General features: G+C 65.3%; 25 protein-coding genes. 10 read left to right on the top strand and 15 right to left on the bottom strand.

The window, feature by feature from the left end:
* Positions 1-14: 14 nt before the first annotated feature.
* Both AABA84_RS17000 and AABA84_RS16995 read right to left on the bottom strand, forming a co-directional pair.
* Positions 15-269 carry a type II toxin-antitoxin system RelE/ParE family toxin gene (locus AABA84_RS17000; protein WP_338312565.1) on the bottom strand — a complete coding sequence of 85 codons (255 nt, stop codon included), beginning with the start codon at positions 267-269 and terminating at the stop codon, positions 15-17.
* Positions 270-296: 27 nt separating this feature from the next.
* Positions 297-527 carry a hypothetical protein gene (locus AABA84_RS16995; protein ID WP_338306525.1) on the bottom strand — a complete coding sequence of 77 codons (231 nt, stop codon included), beginning with the start codon at positions 525-527 and terminating at the stop codon, positions 297-299.
* Between the two features lie 97 nt (positions 528-624).
* Here AABA84_RS16995 and AABA84_RS16990 point away from each other — a divergent pair, with 97 nt between their 5' ends.
* The 4 genes from AABA84_RS16990 (at position 625) to AABA84_RS16975 (ending at position 3805) form a co-directional block, all read left to right on the top strand.
* Entirely contained in the window at positions 625-1098 is a 474-nt protein-coding gene (locus tag AABA84_RS16990) for a hypothetical protein (RefSeq protein WP_212252894.1), read from the top strand.
* 269 nt (positions 1099-1367) lie between these two features.
* Positions 1368-1541 carry a hypothetical protein gene (locus AABA84_RS16985; RefSeq protein ID WP_018321873.1) on the top strand — a complete coding sequence of 58 codons (174 nt, stop codon included), beginning with the start codon at positions 1368-1370 and terminating at the stop codon, positions 1539-1541.
* A 385-nt stretch (positions 1542-1926) separates the two neighbouring features.
* Positions 1927-3048, top strand: a complete 1122-nt coding sequence (locus tag AABA84_RS16980) for a helix-turn-helix transcriptional regulator (RefSeq protein WP_212252896.1) — start codon at positions 1927-1929, stop codon at positions 3046-3048.
* Positions 3049-3130: 82 nt separating this feature from the next.
* A complete protein-coding gene (locus AABA84_RS16975; protein WP_212252898.1) occupies positions 3131-3805 on the top strand; it encodes a methyltransferase family protein in 675 nt (224 codons plus the stop codon).
* A 419-nt stretch (positions 3806-4224) separates the two neighbouring features.
* On the opposite strand, the gene AABA84_RS16970 is transcribed toward AABA84_RS16975, so the two are convergent.
* On the bottom strand, positions 4225-5190 hold the full coding sequence (locus tag AABA84_RS16970) for an AraC family transcriptional regulator (protein ID WP_338312564.1): 966 nt from the start codon (positions 5188-5190) through the stop codon (positions 4225-4227).
* A gap of 103 nt (positions 5191-5293) precedes the next feature.
* Here AABA84_RS16970 and AABA84_RS16965 point away from each other — a divergent pair, with 103 nt between their 5' ends.
* Together AABA84_RS16965 and AABA84_RS16960 are read left to right on the top strand one after the other, a co-directional pair.
* Complete coding sequence (locus AABA84_RS16965; RefSeq protein WP_212252902.1) at positions 5294-6286, top strand: zinc-dependent alcohol dehydrogenase family protein; 993 nt, start codon at positions 5294-5296, stop codon at positions 6284-6286.
* Between the two features lie 34 nt (positions 6287-6320).
* Positions 6321-6614, top strand: coding sequence for a DUF1330 domain-containing protein (locus AABA84_RS16960; protein WP_028142777.1), 294 nt, complete (start codon positions 6321-6323; stop codon positions 6612-6614).
* Positions 6615-6691: 77 nt separating this feature from the next.
* Here AABA84_RS16960 and AABA84_RS16955 read toward each other — a convergent pair whose 3' ends face one another.
* Positions 6692-7588 carry a crotonase/enoyl-CoA hydratase family protein gene (locus AABA84_RS16955; RefSeq protein ID WP_338306527.1) on the bottom strand — a complete coding sequence of 299 codons (897 nt, stop codon included), beginning with the start codon at positions 7586-7588 and terminating at the stop codon, positions 6692-6694.
* A gap of 85 nt (positions 7589-7673) precedes the next feature.
* On the opposite strand from AABA84_RS16955, the gene AABA84_RS16950 reads away from it, so the two are divergent.
* Positions 7674-8318, top strand: coding sequence for a TetR/AcrR family transcriptional regulator (locus AABA84_RS16950; protein ID WP_028142775.1), 645 nt, complete (start codon positions 7674-7676; stop codon positions 8316-8318).
* A 2-nt stretch (positions 8319-8320) separates the two neighbouring features.
* Positions 8321-9946: an AMP-binding protein gene (locus AABA84_RS16945; protein WP_338312563.1), complete on the top strand. Its 1626-nt coding sequence runs from the start codon at positions 8321-8323 to the stop codon at positions 9944-9946.
* A gap of 1 nt (position 9947) precedes the next feature.
* Here AABA84_RS16945 and AABA84_RS16940 read toward each other — a convergent pair whose 3' ends face one another.
* The 10 genes from AABA84_RS16940 to flgB all read right to left on the bottom strand — a co-directional run bounded on the left by AABA84_RS16940 (position 9948) and on the right by flgB (position 19294).
* Positions 9948-10655: a glutathione S-transferase gene (locus tag AABA84_RS16940; RefSeq protein WP_338312562.1), complete on the bottom strand. Its 708-nt coding sequence runs from the start codon at positions 10653-10655 to the stop codon at positions 9948-9950.
* 237 nt (positions 10656-10892) lie between these two features.
* Positions 10893-11573 (bottom strand): lectin, encoded by a 681-nt coding sequence (locus AABA84_RS16935; RefSeq protein ID WP_338312561.1) that lies wholly within the window; start codon positions 11571-11573, stop codon positions 10893-10895.
* A 146-nt stretch (positions 11574-11719) separates the two neighbouring features.
* Entirely contained in the window at positions 11720-12727 is a 1008-nt protein-coding gene (locus AABA84_RS16930; RefSeq protein WP_338312560.1) for a Tim44 domain-containing protein, read from the bottom strand.
* A gap of 355 nt (positions 12728-13082) precedes the next feature.
* Positions 13083-15662: a cell cycle histidine kinase CckA gene (cckA, locus tag AABA84_RS16925; RefSeq protein ID WP_338312559.1), complete on the bottom strand. Its 2580-nt coding sequence runs from the start codon at positions 15660-15662 to the stop codon at positions 13083-13085.
* A gap of 156 nt (positions 15663-15818) precedes the next feature.
* Entirely contained in the window at positions 15819-16898 is a 1080-nt protein-coding gene (gene flhB, locus AABA84_RS16920; protein ID WP_338306531.1) for a flagellar biosynthesis protein FlhB, read from the bottom strand.
* Positions 16899-16902: 4 nt separating this feature from the next.
* Positions 16903-17679, bottom strand: a complete 777-nt coding sequence (fliR, locus tag AABA84_RS16915; RefSeq protein ID WP_212252917.1) for a flagellar biosynthetic protein FliR — start codon at positions 17677-17679, stop codon at positions 16903-16905.
* A 17-nt stretch (positions 17680-17696) separates the two neighbouring features.
* Positions 17697-17960 (bottom strand): flagellar biosynthesis protein FliQ, encoded by a 264-nt coding sequence (gene fliQ, locus AABA84_RS16910; protein ID WP_015684971.1) that lies wholly within the window; start codon positions 17958-17960, stop codon positions 17697-17699.
* 139 nt (positions 17961-18099) lie between these two features.
* Positions 18100-18408, bottom strand: coding sequence for a flagellar hook-basal body complex protein FliE (fliE, locus tag AABA84_RS16905; RefSeq protein ID WP_212252919.1), 309 nt, complete (start codon positions 18406-18408; stop codon positions 18100-18102).
* 16 nt (positions 18409-18424) lie between these two features.
* On the bottom strand, positions 18425-18850 hold the full coding sequence (gene flgC, locus AABA84_RS16900; RefSeq protein WP_212252921.1) for a flagellar basal body rod protein FlgC: 426 nt from the start codon (positions 18848-18850) through the stop codon (positions 18425-18427).
* Positions 18851-18889: 39 nt separating this feature from the next.
* Positions 18890-19294: a flagellar basal body rod protein FlgB gene (flgB, locus tag AABA84_RS16895; protein ID WP_028142767.1), complete on the bottom strand. Its 405-nt coding sequence runs from the start codon at positions 19292-19294 to the stop codon at positions 18890-18892.
* Between the two features lie 353 nt (positions 19295-19647).
* Here flgB and AABA84_RS16890 point away from each other — a divergent pair, with 353 nt between their 5' ends.
* Together AABA84_RS16890 and fliP are read left to right on the top strand one after the other, a co-directional pair.
* On the top strand, positions 19648-20607 hold the full coding sequence (locus AABA84_RS16890; RefSeq protein ID WP_338312558.1) for a flagellar biosynthetic protein FliO: 960 nt from the start codon (positions 19648-19650) through the stop codon (positions 20605-20607).
* Positions 20604-21362: a flagellar type III secretion system pore protein FliP gene (gene fliP / locus AABA84_RS16885; RefSeq protein ID WP_212252925.1), complete on the top strand. Its 759-nt coding sequence runs from the start codon at positions 20604-20606 to the stop codon at positions 21360-21362. Before AABA84_RS16890 ends, fliP begins: the two co-directional genes overlap by 4 nt.
* Before the next feature lie 236 nt (positions 21363-21598).
* Here the strand turns inward: fliP and AABA84_RS16880 are convergent, their stop codons facing one another.
* Positions 21599-25336 (bottom strand): tetratricopeptide repeat protein, encoded by a 3738-nt coding sequence (locus AABA84_RS16880; RefSeq protein WP_338312557.1) that lies wholly within the window; start codon positions 25334-25336, stop codon positions 21599-21601.
* Positions 25337-25425: the final 89 nt, after the last annotated feature.

Here is a 25425-nt window from a genome sequence, read left to right as displayed (position 1 = left end):
TCCATCGGAAAGCCCTAGATTTCGCGGTCCCTGGCGCCATGAAGGATGGCCAATACGTCGATCAGCTGGTTTGGCTGATCGCCCGCGTAGACGATGACGTAGGGAGCCTCCACAAGCTCTCGCGTCCCTTCGAGCAAGCCCGGACGACCTATGTGGGGCAGGCCCAAAACGGCAAGACGCTCGATCTTCGTCCTGATGCGATCGGCCACTCTGGCTGCTGCGTGGGGGATTATCCTGTGAAATCCAGTCAATAATCTCGTCGAGATCACGAGCCGCTGACTCGTGAATGACGACCTTCATTCGCCGAGGCGCTGCTTAAGGCGTTGTGTAAACTCCTCAAGCGTGAGCCGGCGGGCGTTCGGATCCGACCGACGGCGGCGAACCTCCTCGACCTGCTCATCGGTTAGCCGATAAACGCTCTCGTCCTGCGACTCCATGAGCATCAGCATCTTCGCTGCGTCCTCCTGGCGCTCGGGCGGCCAGGTCAGAACGCGCTCCAGGACGGCTTTTACCTGCTCCTTGCTCATGTGCCCTTTATATCACGCGCCTGCCAACAAGAAAGACCCCTCTCTTGCGCTTCGCGCCCGACGACGCTTGAATGTGCGCCCTAAGGGGCTTTTCATCATGACATTGAAACTGAACGTCCGCGGCGCGATCCTGGTCGCCGCCGCCATCACCGGCCTTGTGACCCTCACCTCGCCCGCACGCGCCGACCGCTGCGACGACAGTGCCAAGGAGCTGGCGAACCAGGTCGACCGCCTCAAGGTGAACTTCCGTGCTGCGAACACCGTTTACCTGACGCACCCGGCGGCCAAGGAGCTGTCCGTGGGTTGCCGCGGCGACAAATATTCCATCGAGCTCTATGCCAAGGGTGATCGCAAGCCGACGCCGGAATTCTATGCGCTGGTGGGGTCGATGGCGGCGATCGTCTTCACCGTGACCAAGGACGATACCACGACGGGCGCCACACGCTGCCTGAAGCGAATGGGTCTGCTGCGCGGCGACAAGATCAGCATGCGCTATCGGCGGCTCAACATGGAATGCACCCGCACCAAGAAGGACGCGTCCATCGCGATCACGCGCGGCAAGGACGAATAGAGAGGGCGTTCGTTCTTTCCATACACTCCGTCATTGCGAGGAGCCCTTGCGACGAAGCAATCCAGGCTGCCTCCGCGGAAATGGTCTGGATTGCTTCGCTGTGCTCGCAATGACGAGGAGAGGTCTCGTCGTCTCACGCAAACGGTCGCGGTGACACCGCAAGACGGCCCATCGACCACGCCGGATCGCTCGCATTTTAACGATTGCCTTGAAGGAATTTTCGCGCCTCGCAGCGCAGGGTCAATTGTTTCCATGTGTGAGGATTGCGGATGAAGGTTTCCACCGTAGCGCCGCCGCCGATCGCGATCGTGGTTCCGAGCTACGACACGACCAAGCAGCAGGACGATCAGACCAAGACCAAGGACGCCGACCCCACCTACAAGCCGCAGCCGCCCGCGCCGCTGCCGCCGGGTCAGGGCACGCGGATCGATCAGCTCGCCTGATCGATCCCCTCGAAGGGGAATCGCCCGATCCCGTCGATCGGGCCTGTTCTGCGTCCCGCCGCATCTTCGCCGGATAGCGGGATCAACATCATGCGCGGCCACGCCGGGACCTGCGCATGATCGCAAGACTGCCCTTCCTTAACACTGCGCGCGTTGCCGCCATGGACGCGCGGTTATTCGCGTCCACGCCAACGCCGCACCGGCCCTCGGTATTCCTCGCCGCGCCCGGCCTGCCCCACCGCGGCCATTTACCCTTCGCGCACGACTGGGTCGCAAACCACGGCTCCGGCCCGGCGCGCCCTTCAAGTGTGATCCGGCTCATCAAATTTCCACATCCGGCGTGCTCATCTGCGAGCCGAAGAGCACGCGTCGATGGGGCAAGCCAATGGAACTGAATGAAGAGCTGCTGTCGCTGGTGGCGGACATCTACGATGCCGCGCTCGATGATTCCCGATGGCCGGCGACCCTGGGCAGCATCGTCGACCTGGCGGGCGGCCAAAGCGGCGGTCTGGTCCGGATCGGAGCAGACGGCGAGGCCGTGATCGCGCATGCCGTCGGTGTCGAGCCGGCCTATGTTCAGTCCTACATCGAAACCTATGAACCGTTCGATCCGTCGCGCAGCGTGCTCCACGCGCCGGTCGGCCAGATCCAGACCATCAGGGACTGGATCGACGTCGACGAATTCCGCACCACCATGTTCTACAACGAATGGACGCGGCCGCAGGGCCTTGAGGACGCCGCCAATATCCTGCTCGACAAATCGCCTGAGGGAATATCCCGCCTCTCGATCATGAAGGCCGGCGGTCCCGTCGACCGCAGGATGTACCAGGTGATCTCCCACCTCGCGCCGCACGTGCAACGGGCCATGGTCGTCAGACAGAAGCTGCAGCAGCAGAACGCACTCGAAACGACGTCGGTCCGCACGCTCGACGCCCTGCGAACCGCCGTCCTGCTGCTCGATGCCGAGGCTCATATCACGCACGCCAATGCGAGCGCGCGCGACATCCTGGACGAGGCCGACGTGCTTCGTTCGGTCCGTGGCCGGCTGGTGACGTCCGAGCCGAATGCCGATCGCGTGCTGCGGCAGGCGCTGGCGGGCACGGTTGTCGGCGACCGCGCGATGACGAGCGCGAGCATCTCGCTGCATCTGACGGCCCGCGACGGCGCGCACTTTGTCGCGCATCTCCTGCCGCTGACCGCCGGGCGCCGGCAGAGGTTCGCAGCGAGCTACGACGCCTGCGCCGTCCTGTTCGTCAGCAAGGCAGCGCTCGATACGATCGTCGCGCCCGACCTCATCCGCAAGCTGTTCAAGCTGACGCCGACCGAGCTGCGCGTCTTCCTGTCCATTGTCGAGATCGGCGGGGTTCCCGACGTGGCCAGGAGCATGGGCATTGCCGAATCCACGATCAAGACCCATCTCGCCCGGATCTTCGCCAAGACCGGAACCAAACGACAGGCGGATCTGGTTCGGCTGATCGCGGCCTTTACACCGCCGATCAAGGTCTGAACCGGTCCCTGTCTCCTCACGCCGCATGTTTGCCGGAAACAGGGCTATCAATGCGCCGGCGTGGGATGGAACGAGATCGACCATGATCGCCAGACTGCTGCTGCAGAACACGATCACCACCGCCGCGATGGGCGCGCTGCTGTTCGCCTCCGCCGGCACCATGCACTGGCCCTCGGCCTGGGTATTCCTCGCCACATGCATCCTGCTCGGCCCGCTCTGCGGCTGGTGGCTCTACCGGATCGATCCGGCGCTGCTCGCCGAGCGGCTGCGGCTGGTGCTGCAGAAGAATCAGCCCGCCGCCGACAAGGTGTTCGTGAGCGTCTTCGTCGTCGCGATGCTGGCCTGGCTGGTGCTGATCGGCATCGACCGGCGCCTTCAATTGTCCGACATGCCGGTCGCGCTCCAGGCGTTCGGCCTTGCGCTATTCCTGGCCTCGACACTGGCCACGATGTGGGTGTTCCGCGAAAACTCGTTCGCTGCGCCGGTGGTGAAGCTGCAGGCCGAGCGCGCGCAGCGCGTGATCTCGACCGGTCCCTACGCCCATGTGCGTCATCCCATGTACAGCGGCATGGTCCTGTTCTTCACCGGCGTGCCGCTGCTGCTGGGCTCGTGGTGGGGACTCGTGATGGTCCCGCTCCTCGTCCTCCTGTTCGCGATCCGCATCGGAATCGAGGAACGCACCTTGCGCGAAGGCCTGCCGGGCTATGCCGACTATGCGGCGCGGGTGCGCTATCGCCTGATGCCGGGCGTTTGGTGAGCGCGCATCGCGCTGCCCTCCTCCGATCGGCTGACGCCGCGGAAAGCGGACTTCGCTAGACAGCGGCAGCACGCAACGCAACGGAAGACGCGACGATGTTCTGCAAGCCGCCTTGCCCCGACGAGCCGGAGCTTTCTCCCGCTCCCGATGCTTCAGAGGATCATCCTGGTCCGGCGCACGCGCAGCCCGTCGAAGGCCATGACGTTTTCGGGCGACTGATCGCGCCCGAAGCGGCCGGTCCGGAACGGGGGCTGCCGCCAGCCTCCCTCCGGACCGGCTAAAGTTTCTTCTTTTGACGCGTTTTCTTGACGCGAACCGGTATCCACTTCGCTCGAAAACGCTCTAGCTGGAGCGCAGTCGAGAAGGGCTGAGAGGCCCGCAATATTGACGAAGATCTGGACCCGGCCGCACGCCGCGGATCATAACGCAGGCCTGTTCGCCTCCGCAGCCAAGGTGCGCCGCCACTCTCCAGGCGCCAGTCCCTCGACACGCCGGAAGGCGCGGCTTAGCGCGGTATCGGAGTCATACCCGACCCTGACCGCCACTTCCGCCAAGGCCGCGCCCTTCCGCATCAGGGTTTTGGCGTGATACATCCGCCACCGCGTCACATAGCTCAGCGGCGTCTCTCCGAGAACCGAACGGAAGTTCTGAGCGAAGGTGGAGCGCGAGACGCCTGCGACACGAGCCATCTCCTCGACCGTCCAGTCGCGTGCGATGTCCGCATGAACGGAGCGGATAACCTTGGCCAAGGATCTGTGCCTCAGCGCAGCAAGCCACCCGCCGGCCCGTGTCCCGTCCGCCGCAACCCACGCGCGGATCGTTTGAATGAACAACACGTCCGTCAGTCGCTCTACCACTAAGTCCGCGCCGAGCCCCTCTGCGCGGCTTTCCAGGCCAATCAGGCCTAGGGTGGTCTCGAGCAGATCGAGGTCACCATGCGCCAAGCGAACGTGGAGCAGATCGGGCAACAAGGCGAGCAAGGGCTCGGCCGCGATCGGATCGAATGAAAGACGCGCCGATACCATTTCCATCAACGCGCCGTTACCGCCATAGTTGACCGTGCGGTCAGGGATGGTGGTGAAGCCGGTCCCTTCCGAGAAGCCGGGCAGGTCCGCAAACAGGTTCGCACAATCCACGAGGGCACTGTCGGGCCGATCCGCCAGCGCGAACCGCGTGCCTTCCTTGACGATGAGACAATCGCCCTTGGCCACTGGTAGGGGAACCTCACCCTCGGACAGCAACCAGCCCACACCTTCTGCGATCATCACCAGCCGGGCCTGATAGCCGGTATCGAATGCCACACCCCACGGCGCGGTAAAGCGGAATCGCACATAGAGCGAACTCGCCACGCTCATCGCGCTCACAACGTCGTCGAAGGGATCCATCCCGATTCGATATCGGACGATCGGTCAGGAATCAAGGCGCCTGGGCCATTACTCATACGATCGAGCCAGTCTATCTATCCCACCTCATCGATTGGAGAGGGACATGCGAAGCTACAGAGCTAATAAGATTGGATCGCTCGACGACCTGAAGATCATCGAGGAGGATCTTCCCGTTCCCGGACCTGGACAAGTTCGGGTCAGGGTCCGCGCCACGGCCCTTAACTTTCGCGACCTCGCCCTTCTCACCGGGATATTCCCTGCTCCCGCCAAGGCGGACGTCGTTCCGCTGTCTGATGCGGCTGGTGAAATCGAGGCGGTAGGATCGGATGTAACCCGCTTTGCAATCGGCGACCGCGTTGTCAGCAGCTTCTTTCCGACCTGGTTCGGTGGCGCGTTCGAGGCTGGTGCAGAGCAATATTCGGTCGAACGGGATGGCTGGCTGACCGAGTATAAGGTCGTCGACGCCGAAGCCCTGGTCGCCGCGCCCAATACTTTGTCGTTCGCAGAGGCCGCTGCTCTGACCTGCGCGGGCGTCACTGCTTGGTCGGCTCTTGCCGGCGTCCGGGCGGGCGACATCGTGCTGACGCAAGGCACGGGCGGCGTTTCAATCTTCGCAGTGCAATTGGCCAAAGCGTTGGGTGCGCGTGTCATCGCCACCACCTCAAGCGCGGAAAAGGCCGATCGTCTGCGAGCGCTGGGCGCTGACGAGGTCATCGATTATCGCGCCAATCAGGACTGGGGCTCCACGGCACGCGCAATGACCGATCGTGGGATTGACCGTATCGTGGAGACGGGCGGTGCGACCTCGCTTGCGCAGTCCATCAAGGCAATCGCTCCCAGCGGACAGATTTCGCTGGTCGGCGTGCTCGGCGGCTTTGCGGGCAGCGTCGATTACACGGCGATGTTTTTTAGCTTTGCTCGCTTCCAGACGATCACGACCGGCAGCCGCCGCGATCTTGAGGAGCTCACGCGCTTCGTCGCTCGAACTGGCCTGAAACCCGTCATCGACAGTACCTTCATCTTCGAGGAGGCCCGAGCGGCGATCGAACACCTGGGTCGACGCCAAGTGTTCGGCAAGATCGTCGTTCAGCACTGATTTCATCTTGAACCCTCAACGGAGATTTTAATCGATGAGCGTCTATGCCATCTTCATTCGCGAACGCACCCGCAACGCGGGTGAACTGGAGACCTATGCCGAAATGGTCACCCCCCTACTGGGGAATTCGGGAGCGACGGTTCTCGCGGCCTACGGCGCTCAGGACGTTCTGGAGGGGCCTTCGCCTGAAGGCGTGGTGATGGTCAGCTTCCCGACCATGGAGACCGCGCGCACCTTCTATGACAGCCCCGAATACCAAGCTGCCGTCCGACACCGCTTTTTGGGCGCGGACTATCGATCGATCATCGTTCAGGGGGTCGATGGCTGAGACGGACTGTCCACTTTCGGCGACGTTCTCGAAGAAGGGAAAATCGCGCCGCGATCGATCGCTTCTCGCGCAACACGCTAGGTGCCGCTCTTCAACTCGCTGATCTGCTTGCGTGCCTCGTCGCGCTCCGGAATCGGACGTCCGCTGTCGCGCCACTCGATCGCGGCCTTGAAGCCGTGCTTCTGGGTGTACCGCCTGAACCACAGACCCTCGGGATTGTGACGCGTGATGCCGTCGAACAGGGTGGCGAGCGACTGCGTCTGCTCCAATCCCATATTCAGCATGACTTGGTTGACCACCATTTTATGCATGGCAAGGTGGCTCTTCGGCACCCCGGCGATCCGGTCCGCAAGCTTCCTGGTCGCGTTCTCGAGCTGCTCCATCGGCACGCAGGCGTTGGCCAGACCCCACTCGGCCGCCGTCCGGCCGTCGATCATGTTGCCGGTGAACATGAGCTCTTTCGCGCGCGACGGGCCGAGTTTGAATGTCCACATTGCGGTGGTGGGACATCCCCAGACCCGCGTCGGCATGTAGCCGATCCGGGCGTCCTCTGCCATTACGATCAGGTCGCAGCACAGCGCGATATCACTACCGCCAGCTACCGCCGCGCCGTGGATTTTTGCGATCGTCGGCTTGGAGCATTTCCATAGGCTCATGAAGTTTTCGGTGTTCTTCTTCATGACTGCGTAATCGACGAGCGGATCCCAAGGCTCGCTCTCCTGCTGGCATGGATGCTCGATCTCGCTTTCCGCATAGGCGACGAGATCGTACCCGCCGCAGAAGCCCTTGCCGGCGCCCTCGATAACGAGGACATGCACGTCGTCATTCTTCTCGGCCCACTCCACGGCGGCGCGGATTTCGGCCGGCATCGCATCGTCGATGGCATTGAAGCGTTCCGGGCGGTTGAGGACGAGGCGAGCGATGCGCGGAGCGTCCTCGCGGGTCACGATGCTTAGCGTCGAAAAATTCGGCATAGTATCCTCCGGGCATAAACAGTCAGCATTGACTGTAGCACATCTCATGCTACAGTCAACGCTGACTGTCGATAGGAGGAAGTGCATGTCCAGAGCGGCGAAGTCCGTGCGCGGGTCTGAAGGCTCCGAGACCATGCGATCGAGAGTGCTCGACGCCGCGGTCGAATGTCTGATCGAACACGGCGTAGCCGGCACGACCACCCTCGCTGTCCAGCATCGGGCAGAAGTTAGCCGGGGCGCCCTGCTGCATTATTTCCCCAACCATGCATCGCTTCTGGCCGCGACCGTCGCGGAGCTTGTCCGCCGCAATGAGCGGGCGGTGTCGCAATCCCGCGCGGCGAGCGGCGCATCGTCGGATTCCCTGCAGTCGGCCATCGAGGCCTTGGCCTTCGCCGCCCATCAGCCCGCCTATCTCGCCGAGCTTGAACTCTGGGCCGTCGCACGCACGGACGCGGCTTTGAAGCAGGCGCTCATCGCGGCCGAGCGCGGCGCGCGTCGTGATCTCGAACGAGTCTATTTGCAGCTCTTTGGCAAATGGACGGAATCGGAAGCCTACGATGAATTCGTGGCGCTGACGCTCCATTTCATCAGGGGGTTGGCGATCTCGGACAACCTCCGAAGCTCGGCGCGAAAGCGCGAGCGCCTCATCGCCGCCTGGGCAGAAGCGATGCGGACGGTTCTCGAGACGAAATCCAACGTCCGAAACAGACAAAAGAGTCAGGGGGCTTAGACATGGACGAAACGAGGCTTCGCAATTCCTACTATCCCGCCGATCCGTCGCGGCCGATCCTCGACGTCAGCATCGGTCGTGCTCTCACGTCCGCTGCCGGCACCGTGCCTGATCGCGAAGCGCTGGTCGAAGTCGTTCCGTCATCGATGGCCTCCCCAGTCGGGGCCTCACGCACTGACCGTCGGTGGACGTACGCTCAATTGTACGACGATGCGCGGCGTTGCGCGAGTTGGCTGCTACAACGGGTCGAGAGCGGAGACCGCATCTGCGTCTGGGCCCCGAACGTGCCGGAGTGGGTTGTCTTGCAGTACGGGGCGGCGCTTGCCGGCGTGATCCTGGTCACCGCCAATCCCGCGTTCAAGCCGAGCGAGCTCGAATTCGTTCTTCGGCAGTCCAGATCATCAGCTCTCTTTCATCTATCGAGTTTCCGCGAAGTCGATACAGGTGCCATCGCCCGCGAGTTGGAAGGTCTCGGCATCCACCGCTATTGCTTCGAAGGCTGGCTTGACGAGATCCGCAACACGCCGGAAGCGGCGTTGCCGGAGATCGATTCGCAGCATCCGGCGCAGATCCAGTACACTTCCGGGACCACGGGCAAGCCTAAAGGGGCGCTCCTCCATCACCGCGGCTTGGTGACGAACGCGAGCTATGTGGCGGCCAGAGCAGGTCTAGAAGACAGCGTACTGCTGAGTCCGATGCCGCTCTTTCACACCGCCGGGTCGGTCATGAGCGTGCTCGGCTGCATGACCTCACGCGCGACACTGGTGCTCCCGCTCTTTTTCGATCCGCCAACGGTCCTGCAGGCCATCGAAGCGTCCAGGGCGCAGGTCCTCTTCGGCGTTCCTACGATGCTGCTCGCGCTGATCGAGGCGATGAAGGCCACCCCGCACGATCTGTCGTCCTTGCGTGTGGCGCTGTCCGGGGGCGCTCCGGTCTCGCCGGAGATACACCGTCGCGTGAAAGATGCGCTTGGTCTTCCGGTCGTCACCGTCTTCGGTCAGACCGAGCTCAGCCCGATCGTCGCGCAGACGAGCGACGACGATCCGGAGTTTGAACGGCTTCATACGGTAGGAAAGCCGCTATGGAACGTCGAGGTGCGCATCGCGGATCCCGGCGATTTTCGTGTCTTGCCGACGAGTACAGAGGGCGAAATTCAAGTCCGCGGGTACCAGACGATGATCGGCTATTTCGACGCACCGGACGACACCCAACAGGCTATCACGTCCGACGGATGGCTGCGTACCGGCGATCTGGGAACGATCGACGAGGGCGGCTATATCCGCGTTACCGGTCGCCTCAAGGACATGATCATCCGCGGTGGAGAGAACATCTATCCCGTCGAGATCGAAGCCTGCCTCTTGCGCCATCCGGAGGTCGCCGAGGTCGCCGTGTTCGGGGCGCCGGACGAGAAATGGGGCGAAGTCGTCGCAGCAGCCGTTCGCCTGTCGTCAAGCGCTTCAGGATGCGCCGAGCGACTGACTGCGCATTGCCGCGACGCAATGGCCCCACATAAAACGCCGATATTGTGGTTCGCCTGCTCCGAATTTCCGTTGACGGCCTCCGGTAAGGTTCAGAAGTTCCGCCTGCGGGAAGCGCTGGCTGCGGGCTCGCTCGAGCGGATGGACTAGACTAGCCATCCAGCTCGCGATAGCGGCGGAAGATGCCCTGCTCGTTGAAGGGAATGCGGCGCTCGCTCGCCAGATAGGCCTTGATGTTCGGGCGCGCGGCGATGCGGTCGTGCAGGCCGACGAGGCCCGGAATGTCGGTCTCGAACGCCGTCATGCGCCTGGGGAAGGCGTAGCGCAGCCCAGCGACGATCTGGAACAGCGAGAGATCGACATAGGTCAGCCGCCGGCCGGTGACATAGGCGCCGCCATTCTCGGTGAGAAGCTGCTCGAAATAGCCGAGATATTTCGGCACCCGCTCGTCCCAGAAATCGGCCGTGCGTTTCTTCGCCGGCGGCTTCTGGTCCTCGTAATAGAGCGAGGGTCCGAGCGGATGATGGGTGTCGTGGATCTCGACCACGAGGTCGGTGATGGTGAGCTGAAGCTGGTGCACCCAGAGCCGGCCGGCTTCCGTCTTCGGCGCGAGCGCATGGCGGCTACCGAGATAGAGCAGGATATTGGCGGTCTGGCCGATGACGAGCTTGCCCGCTTTCAGGAACGGCGGCGCAAAGGGCGGCGTGCCCTTGCGCGCGTCCATCATCTTCATCATCGCAGCCGTGCCGCGCGGTCCGCGCGCGACGTCGAGGTAAGCGGCGCCGGCCTCCTCCAGCGCCAGCCGCACATATTCGCCGCGGCCCTGGATCTCGGGCCAGTAATAGAGCTCGTATTTCATGGGAGAGGTCCGTGAGCGTGGATGCGTTCAGGACCAATGTAGCACGCGCCGGAAGGTTTCGTCATTTTGGGGACAGAACGGCCCCACCACACGCTCCGTCATTGCGAGCGGAGCGACTTGTCCGCCGAAGCCTTGGCGAAGGCGGAAGCAATCCAGTCGGTCTCCGCGGTGACAGCCTGGATTGCTTCGTCGCAAAAGCTCCTCGCAATGACGAGTCGAGAGAGCTTCGCGCTTGATTCAATTCGCAGCGAAACAATACAGCAGCCCGTCGCCGCCCGTGCTCTTCAGATCGGCCTGCGAGCAGCCACCATCGGGACCGCGCGAGGGGTGCGAGCTATTCCAGGACTTTGACGGTTCGTCGTCGCGCAGGCCCCGGCGATCGAGGTGGCCGACCATCGCGGCGCCTTGCGTGCTCGACGTCCAGTTCTTGCAGGTGCGATCGTCCGGACCGGCAAACGCCGTGCCGTCCGGTTGCGATCCCGTGAGGATGTCATGCCGGTTCGGCTGGTCGCCAATACCATTGATCCCCTCGCCCTTCTCGCTGAGAGCGGTCTGCTTGGTGAGATTGTTGGCCGCGCCGTGGAGGTCGGCAACGTCCTTGGCGATCACGGTGCCCTTGGCGTTCTGCCACGGTCCTTTGCCGATGCGGTCTTTTGCGTTGATGGCGGGCTTGCCGTCGGCGGCCTGCGTCGAGAGATAAGCGCGCCAAGTTTTTGAACCAGCGCCGCCGGCCTGCGCCAGCTTCTGGCATTGCGCATCGGCTCCCTCCAAGCCGCCAAGATCGGCGCCCTTGCCCGGACCGCTTGAGGTCACGAAGAACGTCATGTCGGCCGACTGCGCTTGCACCGATGGCGCCGCGAGCAGGGCCGTTGCGAGCGCGAGGCCTGAAATCGTCAAGCATCTCTCGATACGGATCATCTTGTCCTCCCAATTGGGTTTGTCGTTGGCCGCCTGATTTCAACCCGATGCGCGCCCGCTTATTCCGATGCCGCGATGCGAGACGTCCAAAAGAAAAGGGCGCCGTGCAGGAAGCACGACGCCCTGGTTTCTCATGTTGCCTGCGATCAGTTGGTCTGCTGGATCGCCGACAATTCCCAGCCGCTGCCGGGGCGGCGGGCGAAGGTCCAGACTTCGGTGACTTCGCCCGGCTGCTCGCTGCCGGCGACGACCGTGCCGCTGTTGCGGTCGAGCGTCTTGTCGGTGAGCGAGAAGCGCAGCGCCACCGTGGCGTAGTCGGTCTCGCCTTCGCGCCAGGCTTCCGAGAGGTCGCCTTGCAGCAGCTTGACGCCCGTCACCTTGTTGACGACGTTGCGCGCGCGGTTCTGGGCGAGGTCTTGCTCGAAATAGGAGACCATCTCCGGCGTCGCGAACGTGTGCAGCTTGGCCACGTCCTCGTTCGACCAGGCGGCCTGGATCTCGCCGAGCAGGCGCTCGAACGCCTCGTAATCGTCCGGTTTGATCTCGAGCGGCGCGTTGTTGGCGTTCGCGCCGAAGCCGAAGCCGCCAAGACCACCACCAAGGCCGCCGCGCTGGTTCGGCTGCGGTCCGGGACCTGCGCCCGCATCGGCATTGGCATAGGCCGCCTGCGGCGTGTGACGGCGCTGCCACCAGGACATCGCCAGCCGCACCACCAGCACCACGAGCGCGATCTGGATGATCAGGCCCAGGATCGAGGACAGGCCGCCGAGGCCGCCGAACAGGCCGCCGCCAAACAGCATGCCGAGCAGGCCGGCGCCGAGGAAGCCGGCCGCAAGGCCGCCCATGAAGCCACCGGCGCGGCCGAACAGGCCGCCGCGCGCGGGCGCGGAAGCAGCCGAGTTCATGCCTGCACCCGGCTGGGTGTAGGTGCGGTTGAACTGCGAGGCCGGGCCGGGCGCCGTCGAGGTCGAGGGCGGGGCCGAATAGGTGCGCGAGCCGCGTGAACCGGACGAGCCGCCGCCGCCGACACGGGCGTCGGCGGACGAGATCGCCAGCGCAGTCGGCAGCGCAAGCGCCAGCACGACAGCGATCGTCTTGAAGAGGCTGCGGGAGCGTAACGAGAAATTCATGTGCGTTTCCCAAATCCCCGGCATGGGGACGTGCGCTTAAGATGGGCAGACTTCCCGAAAAGTGAAGCCAGTTTCGGAACTTGTGGCTGCGGCCCTCAGTCGCGGGGATGTGGCAAAAGCCCATATTTGGCGGGGGCTTGGCCGGGTGCACCGGGGAACCGTGGTCGCGGGATACCGGCGGCATAGGGATGAGATTTCCGCTCTTTCCCCGTCATTGCGAGCGCGGCTCTCTCACCGCGTCATTGCGAGGAACCCTTGCGACGAAGCAATCCCGGCTCTGTCCGCAGACGCAGTCTGGATTGCTTCCGCCTTCGCCAAGGCTTCGGCGGACAAGTCGCTGCGCTCGCAATGACGGAGAATGGGGAAGCGCCGCCTACCCTCACCCCTGCTTTGCCATCGTCTCCTTGACCGCCGCCACGAGCTGGCTGAGCGTGAAGGGCTTTGGCAGGAAGTCGAACTGCTGGCCTTCGGGCAGGCTCTTCTCGAACGCGTCCTCGGCATAACCGGAGACGAAGATGAACTTGATGTCGGGGTTCTTCTCTCGCATCGCCTTCAAAAGCGTCGGGCCGTCCATCTCGGGCATGACGACGTCGGAGACGACGAGATCGATCGCGCCGCTCTGCTCCTCCAGCACTTCCATGGCCTCGACGCCGTTCTCGGCCTCGACCACGGTGTAGCCGCGCGAGCGCAGGCCGCGTGCGTTCAGCGCGCGCAGGCCCTCTTCGTCCTCGACCAGCAGGATGGTGCCCTGCCCCGTGAGATCGGTGCGCGGCTTGGCCTCGGCCGCCGCGGCGTCCTTTCCGGCGCCGCTGGTCGCGCTGACCACAGCCGCCGGCTGCTCGACCTGCGCTTCAGGCTCGGCGTGGTGGCGCGGCAGGAAGATGTGGAACGAGGTGCCCTGGCCCGGCTCGGAATCGACGTAGATGAAGCCGCCGGTCTGCTTGACGATGCCGTAGACCGTGGAAAGGCCGAGTCCGGTGCCTTTGCCGACTTCCTTGGTCGAGAAGAACGGCTCGAAAATCTTGTCGCGGATGTCGGCGGGAATGCCGGTGCCGGTGTCGGCGACTTCGATCCGGACATAATCCGCGGCCGGCATGCCCTTGTAGGCGAGCCTGGCCGCTTCTTCCGCGGTGACGTTGGCGGTGCGGATGATCAGCTTGCCGCCGTCGGGCATGGCGTCGCGCGCGTTCACCGCGAGATTGACGATCACCTGCTCGAACTGGGAGACGTCGACCTTGACCGGCCAGAGATCGCGGCCGTGGATGGTCTCGTGCTTGACCTTCTCGCCGATCAGGCGGCGCAGCAGCATGGCGAGATCGGACAGCGCGTCGCCGAGATCGAGCACCTGCGGCCGCAGCGTCTGCCGCCGCGAGAACGCCAGCAGCTGCCGCACCAGCGTGGCGGCGCGCGTGGCGTTCTGCTTGATCTGCATGATGTCCTGGAACGACGGGTCGGTCGGCTTGTGCGCGTTCAGCAGGAAGTCGTTCGCCATCATGATGGCGGAGAGCACGTTGTTGAAGTCGTGGGCGATGCCGCCGGCGAGCTGGCCGACCGTCTCCATCTTCTGCGACTGGTTGATCTGGTTCTCCAGCGCGCGCCGCTCGGTGGTCTCGAGCATGTGCACGATGGCGGCTTCCGCCTCGTTCTCGGCGGCATCGACCGGCGTGACGAAGAACTGGCCCCAGCGCTCCTTGGTGCCTTCCAGCGCCACCTCGACCGGGGCGATGTCGGCCCGGCCGTCGGCGGCCTGGTTGATGGCCGCGATCAGGAGGTGCCGGTCGCGCGAATTGACCGCGCGGAAGATCGACTTGGAGGCGCTGTCGAGCCCGAGCGCCTGGCCGAGTTTGGCATAGCGCGCATTGGCGCGCACCACGTTGCCGCTGCGGTCGACGGTCGCGATCGCCATCGGCGTATGGTCGAAGAAGCGCATGAAGCGCACTTCGGCGGCGCGGTCAGGATCGCTGCGCTCGTCGCGGGCGCGGCTGATGACGAGCGTGCGCGACGGCCCCGGCGCGCCGTCGGCGCCGAAGGCGAGCTTGTGATAGAGCCGCACCGGCATGGTCTTGCCGGTGCGCATCCGCAGGTCGATGTCGAAGATCTCGGTCTTCACCTCGCCCGGCACCGCCACGATCGACGTCAGCAGTGAGGCGCCGTCGCCGGAGACGATGTCGGTCAGCTTGAGGCCGCCCGAGCCGATCTCGGCGAGGTCGTAGTCGAGCCAGTTCGCCAGCGTCGCGTTGACGTAAGCGAGCTCGCCGGCCGGATTGACCGAGAAGAAGCCGCACGGCGCGTGGTCGAGATATTCGATCGCGTGCTGGAGCTCCTGGAACACGTCCTCCTGGCGCTCGCGGTCGCGCGTGATGTCGGCGATCGACCACACCGCGTATTTCGCCTCGCGCTTGCCGGTTCCGAGCGGGCGCACCCGCATGCGCAGCCAGCGGCCCTGGCTGCCGTCCTGGCCGGAGATGCGGACCTCTTCCTGCTGCCGCTTGCCTTCGCGCGCGGCCTTGAGCAGGCGGAACACGGCTTCGGAGACGTCGGGGTTGCCGATGAAGACACGCTCGACCGGGCGCACATCCTGCGGCCCGGTCGCGCCCGTCAACGTCAGATAGGCGGCGTTGGAATAGACCACGTGGCCGCGGGCATCGGTGACCGCGAGCCCGTCGAAGCCATGATCGGCGATCCGCCCCACGACTGGATCATCGAGACTGCGGTCGGCGAAGCGGATGATCCCGGCGGCGAAGGCGAACAGGTTGAACAGGCCGACCATGGCCAGCACGGCAAGGATGCCGAGGATATAGGGCTGCGCCTGCGCGCGCCCGAGCGTCATCAGCCCGACGGCGACGGCGACGAGGCCGGCGGCCACCAGCAGCACCAGCGCAATGCTGCCCGAGCGCGGCGACGGCTCGTGCGTCGCAACGGGCTCGCGGGTGAGGTCGTGGTCGGTCTCGGCGGTCATTCTCGAGCTGGCGCAGCCTGTCGGCAGAGAATCAACGCGCTACGGGGCGCGTGGGGTCCTCCCTGCCTGAATCGGACCCTGAGGTGCAAGGGCAGCGGGGGCGAAAGGTACGCTGATTCCCAGATTACGGCCATTTCCGGTACTTTTTCGGGTGTTTTATCCGCGCCCGGCGCCGAATCCGCGCTTCAGCCGCATGACGTAGCCGATGACTTCGGCGACCGCATGGTAGTGCTCGGTCGGGATTTCCTGGTCGATCTCGACGGTGGCGTAGAGCGCGCGGGCGAGCGGCACGTTCTCCACGATCGGGATGTCGTGCTCGCGCGCGATCTCCCGGATCTTGAAGGCGACGTTATCGACGCCCTTGGCGACGCAGATCGGGGCCGACATGCCGCGCTCATAGGACAGCGCCACCGAATAGTGGGTCGGGTTGGTGATGATCACCGAGGCCTTGGGAACCGCCGCCATCATGCGCTTCTTGGCGCGCTGCTGCCGGAGTTGCCGGATCTTGCCCTTGATGTGCGGATCGCCTTCGGACTGCTTGAACTCTTCCTTGATCTCCTGGAGCGACATCTTCTGCCGCTGGAACCAGCTACGGTACTGGAAGAAATAGTCGGCGATGGCGACGATCGCGAGCGCCGCGACCACGGCACCGAGCAGATGGACCGTCATGCTGGTGCTGGCGCCGAGCATGGCCGCCGGATCGAGCCTGACCATCGCTTCCATGCGATGCCGCTCCGGCCACAGGATCATGGTCATGACCACGCCGAGCAGCACGAGCTTGCCGATGCCTTTGAGAAAATTGGCCGCCGCCTGCTTGCCGAAGATGCGCTTGAAGCCGGCGCCGGGCGAGATCTTGCTGAATTTCGGCGTCAGGGATTCGGCCGACCAGACCAGGCGGTGCTGCAGCATGTTGCCGGCGATCGCCGCCAGCATCAGCATCATCAGAGGCACGCCGATCGCCGCGAGCAGGGCGAATTCGATCTGCTGCATCAGCGCGAGCAGGGCCTTGCCGTCAGTCTTGATCATCCAGGAATTGGCGAGCAGGTTGCGCATCGGCGTCAGCAGCCCGCTGCCCACCGAGCCCGAGAAGGTCGAGACCACGAGCGTGCCGCCCGCCATCATGAACCAGGTGTTGATCTCCTGGCTCTTGGCGACGTCGCCGCGTTCGAGCGCGTCGTCCAGGCGCTTTTGCGTCGGGTCTTCTGTTTGACTCTCTGGGTCCTTGTCTTCTGCCATCGATCTACCGTGGCCTCAGCGGCATCAACTGGTGCATGACACCGATGAAGTAATCCAGGTACGTGCCCATCATCGCCGTGAGCACCACGGCAAGCACGAGGAAGCCCGCGAAGATCGAGAGCGGCACACCGACGAAATAGACCTGCATCTGCGGCATCAGCCGCGCCAGCACCCCGAGCCCGATGTTGAAGACCAGGCCGAACACCAGAAACGGTCCCGAGAGCTGCAGGCCGAGGCGAAACGCGGCGGAGAAGGCGCGCGTCGCGAGCGCGGCGACATCGCCGCTCGACACGGTCTCGCCCGGCGAGAAGATCGTGTAGCTGTCGTTCAGCGCCGCGATCACCAGATGATGGCTGTCGGTGGCGAACAGCAGCGTCACCCCGAGCATGGTCAGGAAGTTGCCGACCAGCACGCCCTGCTGGCCCTGCGTCGGGTCGACCGAGGTGACGAAACCGAGCCCCATCTGCTGGGCGATCACCGATCCCGCGACCTGGAGTGCCGACAGCGTCACGCGCGCGGTGGCGCCCAGCACGATTCCGATCGCGATCTCATGCAGCATCAGGACCAGGAGCGGCGCGAGCGAGCCCATGTCGACCTGGTAGGCATTGCGATGCAGCGGCAGGATGATCAGCGTGAGCAGCAGCGCGATCGACAGCTTGATCCGCGTCGGAATGTTGGTCTCGCCCAGCCCCGGCAACAGCATCACCATCGCGCCGACCCGGGCGAAGGCGAGCATGAAGGAAGCGGCGAGCGCCGGCAGCAGCGAGACGTCGATGCGCATAATTCACGCATTGTGCCTCAGCCGCCGATGATTCGCGACGAGATCCGCAGCATGTGGGAATGGAGCGCGTCGGCCATGAACGGCAGCGCCAGCAGCATCGTGGCAAAGATGGCGAGGATCTTCGGCACGTAGATCAGCGTCTGTTCCTGGATCTGCGTCAGTGCCTGGAACAGCGACACGATGACGCCGACCACCAGACCGACCACCATCAGGGGGGAAGACACGATCACGATCGTCCAGATCGCATCGCGCGCGACGTCGAGGGTTTCGGGGCCGGTCATTTGAATTCCTACTCTGAATTGTTTGTCGTCATTCCGGGGCTCGCGAAGCGAGAACCCGGAATCCATCGGGCCGCAGCATTGATCGCACCATGGATTCCGGGCTCACGACTTCGTCGCGCCCCCGGAATGACAGTGCGCGTCAGATCGGCATCTTCATGATGTCTTCATACGCCGCGATCACGCGGTCGCGGACCGAGACCAGCGTGGACACCGCGACGTCGGTGTCTGCCACCGCCGTCACCACGTCCATCACGTTGGCCTTGCCGGAGGCCATCGCCACCGTCTGTGCGTCCGACTTGCGGCCGGACTCCATGACGCTGCCGACGGCGTCCTTCAGCATCGAGGCAAAGGATTGCCCGCCTGCCTCGGTGCCTTTGCCGGCACCGCTGTTCTCCAGCACCCGGGCGAGGTTGGCATAAGCGTTGGCGGCGATTGTCGGTGATGCCATGGCTCAATTGTCCTGTTCAGCTCTTGAGGATGTCGAGCGTGCGCTGGATCATCCGGCGCGTCGCACTGATGATGTTGAGATTGGCCTCGTAGGACCGCTGCGCATCGCGCATGTCGGTCATCTCGACCACCGAGTTCACGTTGGGATATTTGACGTTGCCGCTGGCGTCCGCGACCGGATTGCTCGGCTCGTATTTGACGCGGAAGTTCGACTGGTCGGGCTTGATCCTGCCGAGGGTGACGACCTGCGCGTCGAGGCTGCGGTCGAGCGCCGAGGAGAAGGTCGGAACCTTGCGCCGGTAGGGATCGCCGCCTGCGGTCTGCGAGGTCGAATCCGCGTTCGCGATGTTTTCCGAGATCACCCGCATGCGGCCGGCTTGCGCCCGCAGACCAGAGGTCGCGATCGCCATCGAGCGGGCAAAGTCGCTGCTGTCATTGGCCATGATGCGCCTCCTCTAGCTGTTCTGTTTCCGGATCATGCTCTAACCCTTGCCGATCGCGGTCTTGAGCAGATGCAGGCTCTTCGAATAGAGCGAGGTCGCCGCCGCGTAGTCCATCTGGTTGCTGGCGGCCTTCATCATCTCCTCTTCGAGATTGACGGCGTTGCCCGCGGGGCGGGTCTCAAAACCCGCATTCTTGTTCTGGTCGAATCCGGACGCAGCCCCGGACGGCGTCATGTGAGAACCGCTGGTGCGGGCGAGCGCGAGGGGGCCCATCGAGCCGGTGACGGCCCCGGACTTGTCGAGCTTGGGCTCGACCAGGTCGCGCGGCCGGAATTTGGGCGTGTCGGAATTGGAGACGTTCTCGGACAGGACCCGCTGGCGTTCCTGGTGCCACTGCATCTTGGTGCGAAGCGCCGACAGTACCGGGAGGTCGTTGATGGACATCGTCGCGGCTCCTTCCGCCTGTTGCGAACCTTGAGGTCCGCAGCTAGGCAGAATTTGCCGCGTGTATGGTTAACAGCTGGTTAAGGACGCCCTCGAGGCGTGTCCCCGAGCGGGACACTATTTTGCGCCCCCGTGATTCTACGTCTCCAAAAGTGGCATTAACCCAACCATTTGGCGGCGCATGCACAGGCCAAGAAGTCGTTTTGGATCGAGCGATTCATGGGTTATTAAGAGTTGGGGACGGCAAAACTTGCCGTGGGACGTTAAGAAATCGCAGTTTGGGGCATCGTTAAGCCGGTGGTTGGCGAGTCCGACCATGGGCACGAGAACAGCGCCATTTGTCGGGGACAAGTATGCAAGGCAGCCCTATCACCTTCATCGTCGCGTTCATCGTCGTCCTGGCGTTGATCGGCGTCGCTGCCTGGCTGGTTCGCCGATTCGCCGGCAGCCGGGTCGGCGCCAACACCCAGCGCGGCAGGATGCCCCGGCTCGCGGTGATCGACGCTGCCGCGGTCGACGGTCGGCGCCGCCTGGTGCTGGTCCGGCGTGACAATGTCGAGCATCTCCTGATGATCGGCGGGCCGACCGATATCGTCGTCGAGCCCAATATCGTTCGCGCCGCGCCCGGCCGCGACCAGCTTCCGCAGCGTCCGAACGCCGCGGAACCGCCGCGGCTCGCGCCCATGCCGGATACCAGCGGCTGGGCCGACGAAGCACCGCGGCCCGAGCTGCTCGATCATCCCGAGCCGCAAATGCCCGAACCGCCGCCGCGGCCCGCGCGCCCGTCCTTCGCCGACGAGGTGCGCCGGCCCGCTCCCGCGCTGGCCGAACGCCGCAGCGATCCCCTCGCCGGCTTTACGGCCGAGCCGATCGCGCCGCGCCCCGAGCGCGAACCGCGGCCCGAGCCGCTGCCGCCGCGCGTTCCGCGCAGCGAGCCGCCGCTGATGCCGCGGCCACCGCGCCAGAGTGAGCCGCCGAAGATGCCGCCGGTGCGCGCCGCTGCCCCGCCGCCGCCTCCGCCCGTGCCGCAGGCTCCCCCCGTTCCGCCGGCTCCCGTCGCGGCCCCCTCCAGCGCCGAGCAGAATCTCGCCGAAATGGCGCAGCGGCTGGAGGCTGCCCTGCGTCGGCCGGCCGGCGAGACGGTCGCGCCTCCGGTTGCGCCAGAACCGCCTGCGCCGCCGCCCCGCGCCGCACGCAGCGAGCCGCCGGCACCACCGGCCCCGCCCGCAAAACCGGCCGCGGAAAAGACCAGCTTTGAAAATCTCGAAGACGAGATGGCCTCCCTGCTCGGCCGTCCGAAGCCGTCTTCGTGAGGCTGCCGTCCCTTCCGCGTAGAGTTGTTTTCCTTTCTGTTCTGATCGGCGCGGCATCGGCGGCGATGCCGGCGCATGCGCAGGACATCAGCATCAATCTCGGCGGCGGCGCTGGCGGCGGCGGCGTCACCGAGCGCGCGATCCAGCTGATCGCCCTGCTCACCGTGCTGTCGATCGCGCCGTCGATCCTGATCATGATGACGTCGTTCACGCGCATCGTGGTGGTGCTGTCGCTGCTGCGCACCGCGATGGGCACGGCGACCGCGCCGCCGAACTCGGTGATCATCGCGCTGGCGATGTTCCTCACCTTCTTCGTGATGGGGCCGGTCCTGCAGAAATCCTACGACGACGGCATCCGCCCGCTGGTCGCCAACCAGATCGGCGTCGAGGACGCGCTCCAGCGCGCCTCCGTTCCCTTGCGCGGCTTCATGCAGAAGAACGTGCGCGAGAAGGACCTCAAGCTGTTCCTGGATCTCTCGGGCGAGGCGCCGCCGGCCACCCCCGACGATCTCGGCTTACGCATCCTCGTCCCCGCCTTCATGATCTCCGAGCTGAAGCGCGCCTTCGAGATCGGCTTCCTGTTGTTCCTGCCCTTCCTGATCATCGACCTCGTCGTCGCCTCGGTGCTGATGTCGATGGGCATGATGATGCTGCCGCCGGCAACGATCTCGCTGCCGTTCAAGCTGATCTTCTTCGTTCTGGTCGACGGCTGGTCGCTTGTGGCAGGGAGTTTGGTGCAGAGTTACGGGGGGTGATGGCGGGGCGACTTTGCAGGCTTAATCCAGCGGCGCTTCCTCTCCGCCGTCAGCGATAGCCTCGCCCCCTCTCCGTCATTGCGAGGAGCTCGCGACAAAATTGCGAAGCAATCCAGACTGCCGCCGCGGAAAGACTCTGGATTGCTTCCGCCCTCGCCGAGGCTTCGGCGGACAAGTCACTGCCCTCGCAACGACGGAGAATGCCGAGCCGTCACGGGGCGCGCGCTTCGCGCGGGCTACCGCGTCATCCTGATCTGTCGCACGACGGGGATCGTCGGCAGCGAGCCGGTGTGGTCGGCTTCTTCCTTGGCCTGCGGTGCGCGGGCGGTGGCGTCGGGGAAGCGCTGCTTCATCTCGCGCAGGAAGCCGTCGAGCGTATCGACGCTGGCAGCCAGCTTGGCGATCTCGGCGAATTCGGCGCTGGAGGCCGCGGCCGGCTTGCTGGCGATATCGAAGGCGAGACGGTCGGCGCTCTCGCTCATCAGCGGCGCGTATTTCTCGCGGAAGCGCGACAGGCCGATCGAGTCGTCGGCGAGCGCATAGCCGACGGCGGCGCGGATGATGTCGCTCTTCTCCACCGCGTTGAGCGGCTTGAAGTCGCGGAAGCGCTCACCGTAATAAAGCTCGATCTGCTCGGCGGATTCGCGCCAGCGCCGTGCCGCCCAGAAGATGTCGGAGCGCAGGCGCAGCACTTCGCGCCCGGAGACGTTGGAGACGATGTCGAGCGCGAGGTCGTGACGGCCGACGTCGCTCTGCGCGCGCGCTTCAAGCAGCAGGCGCTGCTGCCTGAGCTCGCCGGAGAGATCGCTGATGCGGCTCGCGCGCAGCGCGGTGATCGCCATGTCGGGCTTGCGGTTGGCGAGATAGATCATGGACAGGCGCGCGGCGACCTGGGCGCGCGCGGCGCCTTCGAGCCGGTGGTCGACCTGGTATTGCAGCAGCTCGGCGGCCTGGTCGAGCAGGTCGATCGAGGCGAGACGGTCGGCGAGACGGCGGATCAGCTCGTCGCCGCGCCGGCCGATCGGCGTCAGCTCGCGGAATTCGTAGAACATCCCGAGCGCCTCGACCGGCGGCAGCTCGTCGCCCTTCGGTCCCAGGAAGATCTTCGTGAACAGGTCCGAGGCGAGATCCTGCGCCTGGCGCGAGGCCTCGGCGTTCGGCTGCAGCCTCGTCGCGGTGCGCGCCGCGGTGAGCGCATCGCGGTAGCGCCCGTTCTCGGCGAACATCTGCGACAGCATCTGGAGCGTCTTGACCTCGATCGCGTCGCCGCGCCAGGTCATGGACAGGGTCTCGAGCTCGCGCAGCGCGTCTTCCTTGCTGATCTCGTCGCGCTTCTGCCGCAGCGCGACCTCGAGCTGCTTGGCCTCGGCCGCAGCCGGCCGATCGGCCGAGGCGACCGCGAACTTGTAGTCGTCGAGCGCGTCCTTGTCGTGACCGAGCGCCTCGGCGAGCCGGCCGCGCAGCACGGCGAAGCCGGGTGCGGCCTCGGGCGAGACGCCGACCACCTCGAGCTCGCTGCGTCGCTTGGAGGCGCCGGCATAGTCCTTCACCTCGAGCGAGGCGCGCATCGCGTCCATCGTCACGATGCGCTGGATGTCGAGCGGCAGCGAGGCGATGGCGAATTCGACGTTCTTGAACTTCTCGCGCGCGTCCGCCCATTTGCCCTGGCGCGCATAGGCGAGCGCCTTCCAGAGCTGGGAATCGTGGCTGTTGCCGATCACGGGATTGGCGAGGTCCTTCAGGCCCTGCGCCGGGCGGCCGATCAGGATGCTGGCGATCGCATGCATGATCAGCGCGCCGCTCTCCTCCTTGTTGAGCGGATCGCTCAACATCAACTCTGTTACGGCCTTGGCCTCGTGATACATCGCCCGCGACATGTAGAACTGCGCGAGATCGAGCCGCGGCAGGGAACGCAGCGCGGGCTCGACGGCCGAGATCGCCGTCATCAGCTCGCTCTGGCGTGCCACGAAGTTGTCCGACTGGCCCTTGCGCCAGCCTTCGGGGCTGAACACCGGACGCACCGCGGTCGGCGCCCGCTCGGCCGAGATGTCGACCGGCGACAGCGTCAGTCCGCCCTTCTTGCCCAGGATCACCTTGTCGGCGCCGACCTCGACGCCGACCTCGTCGGAATTCGGCCGGATCGCGATGCCGTGCGCCGACTCCAGCAGCGAGAGATCGACGAGGTCCTGCCGCTTGATGAAGCCGCGCACCGGCCGCTGCGCGGTGACGACATAGAGCGTGTCGCCGGCATCGGGATCGGTCAGCTTGTGCAGCAGGCCTGGATTGGCGAAGGGGATGGCGATGTTGGCGAGCGCGGGGTCGGTGATGTTGCGCGACATCATCAGCGGCAGCGGCGTCGACTGGATCTTGTCGGCGAGCGTCAGGAGCCAGTTGGTCTCCTTGCCGACCTCCTCGCTCGCCAGCGAGTAGACCAGCGGGCGGGTGAGACGGATGCGCACCGCCTGGCCCTTGTCGAGCGGGATGCGGCCGACCTCGCCGATCATCGCTCCGCCCTTGGCACGGATCGGCTCGACGTCGATCGGCTTCGGCGTATCGAACACCAGCCACACCGTGTCGCCGCGGCGGAACGCCGCCGCCGGTGTTGCGACCTGAAGCGGGAACGTCACGCGCAGGCCGTCGCTGTCGCGGCGCGCATCGACGCTGGCGATCGTGGGCCGTGGCGCGGCCGGCTCGGCCGGCGCAGCCTCGGCGGCTTCCTTCACGGCCTCTTTCTGCGCTTCGGCAGGCGCCGGCTTGGCAGGCGCGGCCGCGGCTTCGGAGACCGGCGGCGCGGGCTTCGCAATTTCCTTCGAAGCTTCCTTCGCAGCTTCCTTGGCAATCTCCTTGGGCGCCTCCGGAGCGTGCGCGGCCTCAGCCGCGGCAGCCGGCGCCGGCTTCGGCGCTTCAGCCGACGGCATTACGGCGGGCGCTTCGGGCTTCACCTCAGGCTTGACCTCGGGCTTGACCTCGATCTTGGCTTCGCGCGCGATCGTCTCGGAGGTCGGCGGCGCGATCTCGCGGTGGGCGTCCTTCGGCTTCTCGGCCGCGGGCTTGTCGGGTGACGGCGCCGGTCCGTGACCGGCAGGCTTCATCTGCGCGATCGCCGCCTCGGGCGTTGCCGCCGTCTTGCCCTTGTCGGGCTGGAAAGAGACGTCGACGACGTAGTTCTTCTCGTCGCGGAACGAATGCACGTCGGAATCGCCGATCAGCGCGATCTCGACATTGGTCTGATCGATGTCGGCCTTCTGCTTGATCGAGGCGACGTTCGGCGGCGCCGCGACGACCGCGTCTGCCAGATCGAAATTGAGGTTGGCGTTGAAAGCGAGCGTGAGCTTCTGCTCGTTGAGCACGGAGGAGACGCCGACGCCGTCGGGCATCTCGAACACGAAGCGCACGAAGGTCGGCTGCACCGAGGCCCGCACGCGGATCTGCGGACGCTTCTTGGTCTCCGCCGCGGCGCGCTGGGCGCGCAACGCGCGCTCGGCCACGCGGGCGCGCTCGGCGAGCTCCTTGACCACGTCCATCGGCAGGCTCGGCGGCGGCCCCTTCCAGCCCTCCGGCAACAGGTCGACGAAGGTGCGCTCGCCGGCATTCATGGTGTTGACGGTGACGCGGCGTGCCAGCGACAGGCGGATGGCGCCGCCATCGGGATCGCGGCGCGCGGAGTTGACGTAATCGGGCGCGCCTTCGGGAACGCGGTCGACGGGAACGTCGACCGCCCGGTCGAAGCGGATGATGAGGATGGAGCCTGCGGTCGTCACCTCGGAGGGAACGTCCTCGCCGAGCTTGATGACGAGCCGGGCAAAGCCGCCGCCGGCCGAAAAGCTCGCCTCGCCCCTGATTGGATCGGCCGCCCGGGCAGGCGCACCGAGACCGATCAGCAGGCAGACCGCCAGCACGCGGACATGACGCGACAGCTCCGGCGCCAGAGCGCGGGCTCGCGACACAAATCCAGCGGCAGCCTTTCGCGCCATTGGCGGCATTTCTTCCGGTTCGGCGGTCCATGCCGGCATTCTGGCCGGCCCATGCCGTCGACTGTAGGTCGCGCCAATTAAGGACTTGT

Source organism: Bradyrhizobium sp. TM239, from assembly GCF_036247985.1.
GTDB classification, from domain to species: Bacteria; Pseudomonadota; Alphaproteobacteria; order Rhizobiales; family Xanthobacteraceae; genus Bradyrhizobium; species Bradyrhizobium ottawaense.
The sequence above is the reverse complement of the archived record's forward strand: the minus strand, read 5'-3'. Positions and strand labels throughout refer to the sequence as shown.